The following is an 11,634-nucleotide window of genomic DNA, read 5'->3' on the forward strand; positions in this document are numbered from 1 at the left end:
GGTACCGCTGCCGACCCCCGTGGCGGCAGCCGGACCGGACCCCGACCGGTCGGACCCGTACGGTCAGTCCCATACGGTCGGACCCGTACAGTCGGACTTGTACGGTCAGACCCGTACGGTCAGACGCGTGCGGTGCCGTTGACGGCGGTGAGCGAGGTCACCGGGGCGTCGGCGAGGCCGAGTTCGCCCGCGCGGTCCAGCAGCTGCTGGAACTGCCCGGCGTTGCCGCCGCCGCTCCGCATCAGCTTCATCAGCAGCGCGGAGACCGTCAGGTTCTGCACGTCCGCCGTGGAGACCGAGCCGAGGACGCGGCCGAGGTCGTCGGCGAGGCTCGCCGAACCGTCCAGGTAGGGCTGGGCCAGCGCCCGCGCGGTGGCGGAGTTCTCCACGAAGCCGTCGACGCCCTTGCCGAAGGAGACCGCGGACACCAGCCGGTCGAAGAAGACCGACTCGCCGCCGACGATGTCGATGTCGGCGTTCTCCAGGCCGGTCGCCAGGACGGTGGCCTGCGCCTCGGCGACCTGGCGCTGCACGTCGAGCCCGGCCAGCCGGATCTCCTTCTCCGCCTGGAGCCTGAGGCGGTACTCCTCGTGGCCGCGCGAGGCGTCGTCCAGGGCGGCCATCGCCGCCGCCTTCTCGGTCAGGCCGGCCGCCTCCGCCTTCAGCTTCTCGCCGATCGCGGTGGCCTCGGCGAGCGCCTTGGCCCGGGCGCCCTCGGCCTCCGCGCGCAGCTGCGCCCCGGTGCCCTCCGCCTCCGCGAGCATCCGGGCCTGGGTGCCCTCCGCCTCGGCGCGCAGCCGGGCCTGGGTCGCCTCGGCCTCGGCGCGGCCGGTCTTCTGGATGACCTCCGCCTCGGCGTCGCGGACCTGGACGGCGGCGAGTCCCTCGGCGGCGGACTCGGCCTGCACGCCCTCGGCCAGCCGCAGCTTGGCGCGGGCGTCCAGGTCGGCGGTCTTCAGCCGGGCCTCGGCGAGGGTGAGTTCCTCGGCGGCGCGGTGCCGGGCGGACTGCTCGGCGGCCTCCGCGGCCTTGATGTCCTTGACCAGCTTCTCCTGCGCCTCGGCCTCGGCGGCGATGATGAGGGACTGCCGGTCGCGCTCGGCCTGCTCCACGGCGCGGAGCTTCTTGATGGACTCCTCCTGCTCGGCCACCGTGCGGTCCACCGCGACCCGCTCGCGCACGACCTCGGCGATCTCCCGCTTCTCCGCCTCGACCTCCTTGTCGGCGGAGATCTTCGTCAGCTGGGTCTCCCGCTCGCGGGCGATGACCTCCAGCATCCGGTCCTTCTCGATGCGCTCGTTCTCCACCGCGATGACCCGCTCGCGGTTCTTGGCCGCGACCGCGACCTCGCGGGCCTGGTTCTCGCGCTGCACGCCGAGCTGCTCCTCGGTGCGCAGGAAGGCGCCCTGCGCGCGCAGCCGCTCCTCCTCCACCACGCGGGCGGTCTCGGCCTCCTCGCGGGCCCGGGAGGTCTCGATCTCCCGCTTCTGCTTGATCTCGGCGTCCGCCTGCCGGCGCTCCAGCTCCAGGATCGCCTCGCGCGCGTCGACGTTCTGCCGGGTGATCTCCTTCTCCTCGGTGCGCTGCGCCTCGTTGGTGCGCACGTGCTCGATCGCGGTCAGCTCGGTGATCTTCCGGATGCCCTGGGCGTCGAGGACGTTGGCCGGGTCGAGCTGGGTGAGCGGCGTCTGCTCCAGGTAGTCGATCGCCGCGTCCTCCAGGTGGTAGCCGTTGAGGTCGACACCGATCAACTCGATGATCTGGAAGCGGAGTTCCTCGCGCTTGGTGTAGAGGTCGGTGAAGTCCATCTGCTTGCCGACGGTCTTCAGCGCCTCGGAGAACTTCGCGTGGAACAGCGCCTGGAGCGTGGCCTGGTCGCTGGCGCGGGCGGTGCCGACGGCCTGGGCGACCTTGATGACGTCCTGGGCGGTCTTATTGACCTTGACGAAGAACGAGATGCGGATGTCGGCGCGGATGTTGTCCCGGCAGATCAGGCCGTCGCGGCCGGAGCGGGTGATCTCGATCGCCTTGACCGAGATGTCCATCACCTCGGCCTTGTGCAGCACCGGCAGCACGACCTGCCCGGTGAAGGACACGTCCACCCGGCGCGTCTTGGACACGATCAGGGCCTTGCCCTGGTCGACCTTGCGGTAGAGCCGGGAGAAGAGGAACAGCAGAAGGAGAACCAGTATCAGACAGGCAGCGGCGAGCGCGCCGAAGACATACATGGCATACGTCCTTGCGGTACAGAGGCTGTGATGGGCGCCGACGCGGTCGGCGCCGGTCCTCGGTCTGGGGTGCTCGCCGGAGTACACGACGCGGGCCCGATCACGGTTCCCGGTCCGGCCGCCGCTCCTGGGCGGACCGCCGCGGCGATCATCGGCGGCGCACCGGCCGCGGCATCGGTCCCCCTTCCCCCGCGCGGCCTCCGGCCGGCACCCGGCCGTCTGCCGGGGTCCGGCACCGGAGACCGTCCGTAGTGCTCCCCGCACGCCATGATGCCGTGGCGCCGAACGCTCGCGCATTGCCGGTTTCCGGCAGTGTTCCCGGGGGCCTCGATGCCGGTGAACGACCAAGGAAGCGGAGGTGGATCCTCAGCGCGCCGTCGCCTGCGGCACGCGTGGGGGGCGTACGGCGGGTGTGTCCGGGCTTACGGCGGGCGTCTGCGTCCGTGCGGCAGGATGGGGTCATGCGCACCCGGCCGGTACTGATCTACGACGGCGACTGCGGCTTCTGCACGGCCTCGGCGACCTTCGCCGAGCGCCGCGTCCACCCGCGCTGCGACGTACGCCCGTGGCAGTCCCTGCACCTGGACGAGTACGGCGTGACGCCGGAACGGGCCCAGTACGAGGCGCTGTGGGTGACCCCGACGGGACGCGTCCACGGCGGCGCCCAGGCGGTCGCGAAGGCCCTGCTCAGCGCGGGCGGCCCGTGGTCCGTGCCGGGCGCGCTGCTCACCCTCCCGCCCCTGCGCTGGGCGGCCCACGCGGCGTACCGCCTCATCGCGGACAACCGCCACCGCCTCCCGGGCTCCACGGGGGCCTGCGCGGTGACGCCCCGGCGCTGAGCTGCCGCTGTGCCCCGGACGAGTCCGCTCTTACGGCCGCCAGCCCCCTGACGTACGCCTGCTGACCTGGCAGCTCTGCCGCGACGGGCGGGCGGGTCAGGGCGGTGGGGTTCCAGTGGGACGTGCCTCCTTCCAGGCGCGGTCCCAGGCGCGGAGGTCGTGGCGGTTGAGGGTCAGGGCGGCGGTGGCGTAGGCGGTGGCCGCGGCGGCGGGGGGTGCGAGGAAGGCGAGGATCGCCCAGCCCAGGCTGCGGCTGCGGATCTGGTCCCAGGTCAGCGGTGGGGCGGTGACGCGGCCGTGGGTGTCGGCCCAGAGGTCGATCGTGGCGCCGGCGGGCAGACCGGGAGTGACGTCCGTCCTCGTGGTGCGGGCCTGGCCGCCGGGGTCGGTGAAGCGGACCTCGACCGGGTAGCGGGTCCGCCTCGCCTCGGCCGAGCCCGGCTCGGGATGGCGCGGGGCCGGCCGCAGCAGGACGGCGGTGGTCCGCGCGCGGGTGCGCTGCTGTGCGGCGGCCGTGGCCGTGTAGTGGCGGCAGGCGGCGTCGCCGGCCAGGAACATGGCGACGGGCGCGGCTGCCAGGGCCGTCAGGAACAGGCCGAGCGCCAGCCACGCCCGGATCAGGTCGGTGCGGCGCCGCAGGGGGTTGCGGCGCAGCCGCCAGAGGGTGATGCGGGGGAGGTCGGCGGGGGGCGGCCCGTCGGGGCGCCGGTGGACGGTGCCGCTTCGGTCCTCCGGGGGCGGCTGGGGCCGGGGGATGCCGGCGGGCATCGGTTCTCTCCTCATCTCGGGCAAGGGGAGGGGCGGGTCGGGTCCTGCTCGGGCCGGGGGGAAGGGGCCGGGCGCGGGAGCGGGTCCTGCTCGGGCCCCGGGGTGGGGACCGGGCGCGGGAGCGGGGGCGCGCCCGGCCCCGGGGCGGGGACGGGGAGCTTCAGTGGGGGTGGTGGTCTCGGCGGGGGGCGGTGGACGGGTGGGTGTGGGCGGAGTGCAGGAGGGTCGCGGCGCCCCGTACGGCCGCGGTGTGCGGGGCCGGCACCGTCCGGAGCGGGGTGTGCAGGCGGCCGGTGAGGTGGTAGGTGATCTCCGGGCGCAGCGCGCCGCCGCCCGCCAGCAGCGCCCCGCGGTGCAGGGCGTCCAGGGTGAGCGACGTACGGTCCTGGCGCAGCATCGCCGTCACCATCACGGCGACCGCCTCGCCGATGTCGGCCGCCGACGCGGTGTCCAGGTCACCGGTTCCTAGCGCGGTGCGGCGCGCGTCGACCACCGCGCCGTCCGCCAGCAGCACCACCTCGGTGAGGTGCGCGCCGACGTCCACCACGAGCAGCGGCCGGCTCAGGTCCGCCCCCGCGCCCAGGGCGACGGCGCGGGCGCCGGGAACGGTCAGCACACCGCGCGGCCGCAGCACCTCCACCGCCGTACGGGCCCGGGCGCGGTAGGCGACCCCGTCCAGCACCGGAGCGGTCACCACCACCAGCGGATGCGTGAAGCGGGGCAGGCGGTGACCGAGCAGCCGCTCCAGCATCCGGGCGGTGCCCGGGGTGTCGATGATGGCGCCGCGCTGGACCGGGTACACCGCGCCCGTCCCGGGGAACGTCACCGTCGGCACGTCCAGGATCAGTCCCCGCCCGGCGATCCACGCCCGGGTGCGGGCGCTGCCCATGTCGAGGGCGACCCCGACGCAGTGCCGGCACAGCGGCCAGGGCCGGTGCCGTACGGCGGACACGGCCGCGTCGCGCCAGGCGGCGCGCGGACCGGGGGCCGCCGTCACCGGCCGGCCTCCCTGACCTGTTGGCAGCGGGCGCAGTAGCGGGCCTGCGGCACTATCTCCAGCCGCTCGCGCGCGATGGGCCGGCGGCACAGGTGGCAGGCGCCGTAGCTGCCGTCGGCCAGGCGGGCGAGGGCGGCCTCGACGTCGGCCAGCACCATCCGGGCGGAGGCGGCGAGCGCGATCCGGATTTCGGCCTGCGCGGCGGCCTGCTGCCGGAGCGGGTCGTCCGGGCGGGCGGTCACCGCGGTGGCGATCTGCCGCAACTGCTCCTGGCGGAACAGGCGCTGCTCGTGCAGGTTCTCGCGCAGCGCGGCGAGGTCCTCGGGCGTCAGGCGCGTGGCACGGTCGCGGTCGCGGTCGCCGATGGTCTGGTGGTTCACCGTTTCACCCCTCGGGCAGGGCGGGCAGCGGAGACGAGTGTCGGGGGGCCGGGGGGAGGGGGCCGGGTCGTCCGGGGCTCAGGGTGTGCGGCGCATGCAGGCCACGCAGTGGCCCGTGTACGGCAGGATCTCCAGGCGCTCGGCCGGGACCGGCTTGGCGCAGCCCAGGCAGGTCCCGTACGTGCCGTCCTCGACCCGGGCGAACGCCGCGTCGATCTCCTTGAGCACCCGCTGGATCGCGTCCTTCTGCGCGGACATCAGATGGTCGTCCGCGCTCTGCCCGGTCTCGGTGAGCGCCCGCAGCTGGACCAGCCGGGTGCCGCGCGCGTGTTCGAGGCGGCGGCGGGCCTCGTGAGCGGTCAGACGCTCGGGGCGGGAATCGGTCCGGGCGGCGTCGAGCGACATGGCGGTCCCTTCCGTAGGTCCTGCGCACGGCCCTGCGTGCACCTGCTGTTCCTGCTGTTCCTGCTGTTCCTGCTGTTCCTGCTGAGCCTGCTGAGCCTGCTGAGCCTGCTGAGCCTGCTGTTCTCGTGGTGCGTGCCTCCAGCCTTGTCCACGCGGCGGCGTGAACCCATCGGTCGCAGACCCCATTTACGCCGGGTCGCACGATCCACTCGGTACGGACATGGGTAGGCCGCGGCCCGTGAAATGGGGGCCGGAGCCCATCGACCGGGCGGGGGACGGCGGGCAGGCTCGGAGGCGGACAGGGGCCGCGACTCGTCCGGGTGCGCGATGCCCGACAGTGGAGGCATGACAGCCCGGCACATGAGGAGGCGGAACCGCGGTGTCCCTGTTCTGGCGGATCTTCGGACTCAACGCCGTGGTGCTGGGTTCGGCCACCGCGCTGCTGCTGTGGGCGCCGGTGACCGTCTCCGTGCCGGTGGTGCTGACCGAGGCGGTCATCCTGGTCGGCGGCCTGGTCGTCATGCTCGTCGCCAACGCCGCCCTGCTCCGCTGGGGCCTGTCCCCGCTGGACCGGCTGACCCGGCTGATGACCACCGTCGACCTGCTGCGCCCCGGCCAGCGGCTGCCCGCGCACGGCGGCGGCGAGGTCGCCGACCTGATCCGCACGTTCAACGCGATGCTCGACCGGCTGGAGCAGGAGCGCGCCACCAGCAGCGCCCGCGTGCTGCTCGCCCAGGAGGCCGAACGGCGCCGCATCGCCCAGGAACTGCACGACGAGGTGGGGCAGAGCATGACCGCGATCCTGCTGGCCCTCAAACGGTCCGCCGACGCGGCCGACCCGCCGCTGCGTGACGAGCTGCACCAGGCGCAGGAGATCACCCGGGAGAGCCTGGACGAGGTACGGCGCCTGGTACGGCGGCTGCGTCCGGGCGTCCTCGACGACCTCGGCCTGATCGCCGCGCTGACCTCGCTCACCTCGGACTTCGCCACGCACACCGGGCTGCGGGTGGTGCGCCGCTTCGACGCCGACCTGCCCGCCCTGGACCCGGAGACGGAGCTGGTCCTCTACCGCGTCGCCCAGGAGAGCCTGACCAACGCGGCCCGGCACGCCGACGCCGAACGCGTCGAGGTCGCCCTCACCCGCGCCGACGGCGCCGTGGTGCTGGCCATCACCGACGACGGCCGCGGGATCAGGGCGGCCTGCGAGGGCGCCGGCATCCGCGGCATGCGCGAACGGGCCCTGCTCATCGGGGCCGCGCTCGACATCGCCGACGCGGCCGCGTCGATCACGTCGGTCACGTCGGTCACGTCGGTCGCCGGGTCCGTCCCGGGCGGGACGGGCGCGGTCGGCGCCACGGACGCGTCCGTGGCGGCGGCCGGCGCCGGTACGCCCGCCGACGCGAGCGCCGGCACCCGTGTCCGTCTCACCGCGCCCCTGCCCAGCAAGCCCAGGAAGCAGCCCTGACCATGCCGTCCACGTCCCACCCCACCCCGCCGCCCGCGTCCGGCGCCGCCCCGCGCACGATCCGCATCCTGCTCGCCGACGACCACGCCCTCGTACGGCGCGGGGTGCGGCTCATCCTCGACCAGGAGCCGGACCTGGAGGTGGTCGCCGAGGCCGGGGACGGCGCGGAGGCCATCGAGATGGCCCGCACCCACGAGGTCGACCTCGCCGTGCTGGACATCGCGATGCCCCGCCTGACCGGTCTCCAGGCCACCCGCGAACTGGCCTCCCTCCAGCCCGACCTACGCATCCTGATGCTGACGATGCACGACAACGAGCAGTACTTCTTCCAGGCGCTCAAGGCCGGGGCCTGCGGCTACGTGCTGAAGTCCGTCGCCGACCGGGACCTGGTCGCCGCCTGCCGGGCCGCGATGCGCGACGAGCCGTTCCTCTACCCCGGCGCCGTCACCGCGCTGATCCGCAACTACCTCGACCGCGTCCGGCACGGCGACGAGACCCCCGACCAGGTCCTCACCCCGCGCGAGGAGGAGGTCCTGAAGCTGGTGGCGGAGGGCCACTCCTCCAAGGAGATCGCCGAGATCCTCTACATCAGCGTCAAGACCGTCCAGCGGCACCGCGCCAACCTGCTGCACAAGCTCGGCCTGCGCGACCGCCTCGAACTCACCCGCTACGCCATCCGCGCCGGCCTCGTCGAACCCTGACCCGTCCGCGACCCATGTGTCCCCTGCGACCCAGGTGAGAGGGGGAGGCGCATGCGCCCCGCGTACCGCTCCGCCCTCGTCCCCGCCCCCGCTCCGGTCTGCGGTTCCCGGGCGTACGCCCTGCTCACGGCCGTCCTGCTGCTTCTGCTGACCGTGTTCACCCTGTTCACCGTGTCCACGGCGAACGGCACGGGTACCAGCACCACGACCACCAGCACCAGCACCAGCACCAGCACCACGAGCAACAGCGGCACCAGTACCGGCGGCACCAGTACCGGCGGCGGCCCGCGCGCCGACGATCAGTGCCCCGCCGCCTGTGCCGCCCCGGCCGGCGTCCGGCTGGAGCGGCACGGCGAGCGGCCGGCGCCGCCGAGCCGGCACACCGCCGCCGCCGCCCCCGTCGACGCCACCGCCGTACCCCCGCCCGCGCCCGCGCGCACCCCACCGGCCCGCGCGCCCGCGCACGCCTCCCTGAGCCATCCGGTCCCCGACCGCGACCGGGCCCCGCCCGCACCCTCCGGCGCCTGACGCGCACCCGCGCATCCCCATCCCCCTCTTCCCCCTCTCCTCCCCCACCACCACCGCCCGTGTTCCGCACGGGCGCGCCGCCGGAGGCCCCGTTGATCCGCTCCGCCCGGGCGAGGGCGCTGTTCGCCCTCGCCGTCATCGCCGTGTCCCTGTACATCGCCGCCACCGTGCCGGTCCGCCTCGGCCTCGATCTGCGCGGCGGCACCCAGATCGTGCTGGAGACCCGTTCCGCCCCGACCGCCGAGGCCGACCGCGCGGCCACCGACCGCACCCTGGAGGTGCTGCGCGGGCGCGTCGACGCGCTCGGCGTCGCCGAACCCACCCTCGTCCGCTCCGGCGCCCACCGGATCATCGTCGAACTGCCCGGCGTGCAGGACCCGAAGCAGGCGGCCGAGGTGCTCGACCGCACCGCGCAGCTCACCGTCCACCCGGTCCTCGGCCCCGCCGTCGCCGGGCAGGGGACGGCGGCGGAGAAGGAGGCGGCCGGGGAGCGGGTGCTGCCCGACGAGTCCGGGCAGCGGCTGCGCCTGGCCGCCACCGCCCTGACCGGCGAGGACGTCAAGGGCGCCGGGGCCCGGTTCGACGCGGAGTCCGGCGCCGGCTGGCACGTCACCGTCGACTTCGACCGGGCGGGCCGCGAGCGGTGGGCGGAGCTGACCGGCCGGGCCGCCTGCCGTCCGGCGGGCGATCCCGCGCGCCGGGTGGCGATCGTGCTGGACGACCGGATCATCTCCGCCCCGCAGGTCGACCCGTCGGTGGCCTGCGGCACGGGCATCGCGGGCGGCTCCACGCAGATCACCGGCGCGTTCGACGACGGCGAGGCCCGCGAGCTGGCCCTGCTGATCAACGGCGGCGCGCTGCCCGTACCGGTCGAGACGGTCGAACAGCACACCGTGGGCCCGACCCTGGGCGCCCGCGCCATCACCGCCAGCGCCTGGGCCGCCGCCCTCGGCACCGCCCTGACCGCGCTGTTCATCATCGTGGTCTACCGGCTCATGGGCGCGCTCGCCGCGCTGGCCCTGCTCGCCTACGGCCTGATCTCCTACGCCGCCCTTGCCGCCCTCGGCGCCACGCTGACGCTGCCGGGGCTCGCCGGGTTCGTGCTGGCGATCGGCATGGCCGTGGACGCGAACGTCCTGGTGTTCGAGCGAGCGCGGGAGGAGCACGCCGCGCGCGTGCGTCCGACCACCCGCTCGGCGCTCACCGCCGGGTTCCGCAACGCCTTCAGCGCCATCGCCGACTCCAACGTCACCACGCTCATCGCGGCCGGCCTGCTGTTCTTCCTGGCCTCCGGACCGGTGCGCGGCTTCGGCGTCACCCTCGGCATCGGCGTCGTCGCCTCCATGATCAGCGCCCTGGTCGTCACCCGCGTGCTCGCCGACTTCGCCGCCTCGCGCGCCTGGGTGCACCGGCGGCCCCGCCTCACCGGGATCGCCGCCACCGGCCGGGTCCGCGCCGCGCTCGCCCGCCGGGACCCGCGGCCGATGCGCCGGCCGCGCCGCTGGCTGGCCGCCTCCGCCGTCGTGCTGGTGCTCGCCGGCTCGGGCATCGCGGTGCGCGGCCTCGACCTCGGCCTGGAGTTCACCGGGGGCCGGCTGGTCCAGTACGACACCGCCACGGCCGTCGACCCCGAACGCGCCCGCGCGGCGCTCGCCGAGGCCGGCTTCCCGCGCGCCGTCGTGCAGGCCGCCGGGGACACCGGCCTGACCGTGCGCACCGGGGAGCTGACCGACGCCCGGACGGACACGCTCACCCGGACCGTCGGCGCGCTCGGCGGCGGCGCGGAGAAGGTCCGCGACGAGCTGATCGGCCCGAGCCTGGGCCAGGAGCTGCGGCGCAACGCGCTGATCTCGCTCGCCGTGGCCCTCGGCGCGCAGCTGCTGTACCTCGCGGCGCGGTTCCGCTGGCTGTTCGGCACGGCGGCGGTCGCCGCGCTCGCGCACGACGTGGTGATCCTCGTCGGCGTGTTCGCGTGGCTGGGCAAGCCGGTGGACGGGGTGTTCCTCGCCGCGCTGCTGACGGTGATCGGCTACTCGGTCAACGACTCGGTCGTCGTCTTCGACCGGGTCCGCGAGCTGGTCCGGCGGGACCGCCGGGCGCCGCTGGCCGACGCCGCCGACCGCGCGATCGCGCAGACGCTGCCGCGCACGGTCAACACCGGCATGGGCGCGGTCCTCATCCTCGCCTCGCTGGCCGTGCTCGGCGGCGACTCGCTCACCGACTTCGCCCTCGCCCTGCTGATCGGCCTGGCGATCGGCACGTACTCGTCGGTCCTGACCGCGGCTCCCCTCGCCGTCGAGCTGGACCGACTGCGGCACGCACGGCGGCGACGGAGTGCGCCCCGCGCGGCGTTCCCGCTCCGCTGAGACGAACGTCGCCCCGCGCGAGGCAACGCGCCGGGTGCCATATGGGTCCATACGGTTGTGCGCACGGAGGGCGGGGAACTGCTCCGAGGAGCCGAGCGGTGGTACGGCGGCGCAGGGAGCGGAAGGACAGGCCGGGGAGACAGCGTGAGACCGGGAGCACCGGAAGGGACACGGCGTGGACGTGGGACGGTGACCCGGTTCGCGCGGTTCGTCCTGCGCACCCTGCGGGGCGAGTGGCACGCCATGGTGGTCGATCCGGTGCGGCGGCTGGCACGGCGCGGTCTTTCGGGGCTGCTGCTCGCCTTCGTGGCCGCCTTCGGGGTGATCTTCTTCCACGCGATCGCGCAGCACCCGCGGGGCGAGACCGTGGTCCGGCTCACCGGCGGCGTCCAGGCCGACCTGCCCCTGTGGCAGGCCCTGCTGCGCACCCCCGTCTCGCTCTACGTCCCCGCCCTCGACCTGCCGGTGTGGGCGGGCATCACCCAGCTGTTCCTGGCGTTCGCGCTGGCCGAACTGACCCTGGGCCGGCGCCGCACCCTGTTCATCTCCTACGCCACGACCCTGGCCGGCACCCTCACGGTGCGGGTGATGCTCGCGGCGGGGCCCGGCTGGTGGGGGTTCGGGCTGCCGCCGGAGATCGGCCACGTCCTCGACACGGGTCCGTCCGCGGCCGTCGTGGGCCTGTTCACCTACCTCGCCGTCGTCCGGCGGGCGCCCGTCGTCTTCTTCCTCACCGGCGGCTCGATGGTCGTCGAGTCCGTGCTCAAGCCCAACCTGGCCGGCCGCGAACACCTGATCGCGGTGGCCACGGCGCTGGTCCTGGCCCTGATCGACGAACGCGCCTGGCGCGTACTGCGCCGCCGCGGACTCGCGGCGCGCGCCGAGCGCGGGCCGGCCGGTGCGGGGGCGGCCGGTGCGGGGGCGGCCGGAGGACGGCCCGGACGGCCCGGCGGGGGC

12 protein-coding genes are annotated in these 11,634 nt (G+C 75.0%); 7 read left to right on the top strand and 5 right to left on the bottom strand.

All coding sequences use genetic code 11. The features are described from left to right. Window positions 1-119 precede the first annotated feature (119 nt). Window positions 120-2,228, bottom strand: a complete 2,109-nt coding sequence (locus tag ABEB07_RS15590) for an SPFH domain-containing protein (protein ID WP_345668864.1) — start codon at window positions 2,226-2,228, stop codon at window positions 120-122. A 461-nt stretch (window positions 2,229-2,689) separates the two neighbouring features. On the opposite strand from ABEB07_RS15590, the gene ABEB07_RS15595 reads away from it, so the two are divergent. Beyond that, on the top strand, window positions 2,690-3,067 hold the full coding sequence (locus ABEB07_RS15595; RefSeq protein WP_176149806.1) for a thiol-disulfide oxidoreductase DCC family protein: 378 nt from the start codon (window positions 2,690-2,692) through the stop codon (window positions 3,065-3,067). A 96-nt stretch (window positions 3,068-3,163) separates the two neighbouring features. Here the strand turns inward: ABEB07_RS15595 and ABEB07_RS15600 are convergent, their stop codons facing one another. From ABEB07_RS15600 to ABEB07_RS15615, 4 genes are all read right to left on the bottom strand, one after another. Beyond that, window positions 3,164-3,835 (bottom strand): Rv1733c family protein, encoded by a 672-nt coding sequence (locus ABEB07_RS15600; RefSeq protein WP_345668865.1) that lies wholly within the window; start codon window positions 3,833-3,835, stop codon window positions 3,164-3,166. Between the two features lie 160 nt (window positions 3,836-3,995). Continuing rightward, window positions 3,996-4,832: a rod shape-determining protein gene (locus ABEB07_RS15605; RefSeq protein WP_345668866.1), complete on the bottom strand. Its 837-nt coding sequence runs from the start codon at window positions 4,830-4,832 to the stop codon at window positions 3,996-3,998. Further along, window positions 4,829-5,212 (bottom strand): TraR/DksA family transcriptional regulator, encoded by a 384-nt coding sequence (locus tag ABEB07_RS15610; RefSeq protein WP_345668867.1) that lies wholly within the window; start codon window positions 5,210-5,212, stop codon window positions 4,829-4,831. The genes ABEB07_RS15605 and ABEB07_RS15610 overlap by 4 nt, the downstream gene beginning before the upstream one ends. A gap of 78 nt (window positions 5,213-5,290) precedes the next feature. Then, window positions 5,291-5,617: a TraR/DksA C4-type zinc finger protein gene (locus ABEB07_RS15615; protein WP_345668868.1), complete on the bottom strand. Its 327-nt coding sequence runs from the start codon at window positions 5,615-5,617 to the stop codon at window positions 5,291-5,293. A gap of 36 nt (window positions 5,618-5,653) precedes the next feature. Between ABEB07_RS15615 and ABEB07_RS15620 the strand changes: the two genes are divergently transcribed. From ABEB07_RS15620 to ABEB07_RS15645, 6 genes are all read left to right on the top strand, one after another. Beyond that, the gene (locus ABEB07_RS15620; RefSeq protein WP_345668869.1) at window positions 5,654-5,845 is read left to right on the top strand and encodes a hypothetical protein; all 192 of its coding nucleotides are present in this window, start codon (window positions 5,654-5,656) and stop codon (window positions 5,843-5,845) included. Window positions 5,846-5,996: 151 nt separating this feature from the next. Beyond that, window positions 5,997-7,082, top strand: a complete 1,086-nt coding sequence (locus tag ABEB07_RS15625; protein WP_345668871.1) for a HAMP domain-containing sensor histidine kinase — start codon at window positions 5,997-5,999, stop codon at window positions 7,080-7,082. Window positions 7,083-7,084: 2 nt separating this feature from the next. After that, window positions 7,085-7,783, top strand: a complete 699-nt coding sequence (locus tag ABEB07_RS15630) for a response regulator transcription factor (RefSeq protein WP_345668872.1) — start codon at window positions 7,085-7,087, stop codon at window positions 7,781-7,783. Between the two features lie 51 nt (window positions 7,784-7,834). After that, window positions 7,835-8,311 carry a hypothetical protein gene (locus tag ABEB07_RS15635; protein ID WP_345668873.1) on the top strand — a complete coding sequence of 159 codons (477 nt, stop codon included), beginning with the start codon at window positions 7,835-7,837 and terminating at the stop codon, window positions 8,309-8,311. Between the two features lie 92 nt (window positions 8,312-8,403). Beyond that, on the top strand, window positions 8,404-10,677 hold the full coding sequence (gene secD / locus ABEB07_RS15640; RefSeq protein ID WP_345668874.1) for a protein translocase subunit SecD: 2,274 nt from the start codon (window positions 8,404-8,406) through the stop codon (window positions 10,675-10,677). A gap of 189 nt (window positions 10,678-10,866) precedes the next feature. Further along, on the top strand, window positions 10,867-11,634 hold a 768-nt coding region (locus ABEB07_RS15645), incomplete at its 3' end, for a hypothetical protein (RefSeq protein WP_345668875.1).

It is taken from the genome of Streptomyces similanensis (genome assembly GCF_039543625.1).
GTDB lineage: Bacteria > Actinomycetota > Actinomycetes > Streptomycetales > Streptomycetaceae > Streptomyces > Streptomyces similanensis.

What these genes read in the sequence shown, in the direction of transcription:
- ABEB07_RS15615 (WP_345668868.1), bottom strand. Translation starts at nt 5,617, where the DNA reads ATGTCGCTCGACGCCGCCCGGACCGATTCCCGCCCCGAGCGTCTGACC.
- ABEB07_RS15630 (WP_345668872.1), top strand. Translation starts at nt 7,085, where the DNA reads ATGCCGTCCACGTCCCACCCCACCCCGCCGCCCGCGTCCGGCGCCGCC.
- ABEB07_RS15635 (WP_345668873.1), top strand. Translation starts at nt 7,835, where the DNA reads ATGCGCCCCGCGTACCGCTCCGCCCTCGTCCCCGCCCCCGCTCCGGTC.
- ABEB07_RS15590 (WP_345668864.1), bottom strand. Translation starts at nt 2,228, where the DNA reads ATGTATGTCTTCGGCGCGCTCGCCGCTGCCTGTCTGATACTGGTTCTC.
- ABEB07_RS15595 (WP_176149806.1), top strand. Translation starts at nt 2,690, where the DNA reads ATGCGCACCCGGCCGGTACTGATCTACGACGGCGACTGCGGCTTCTGC.
- ABEB07_RS15600 (WP_345668865.1), bottom strand. Translation starts at nt 3,835, where the DNA reads ATGCCCGCCGGCATCCCCCGGCCCCAGCCGCCCCCGGAGGACCGAAGC.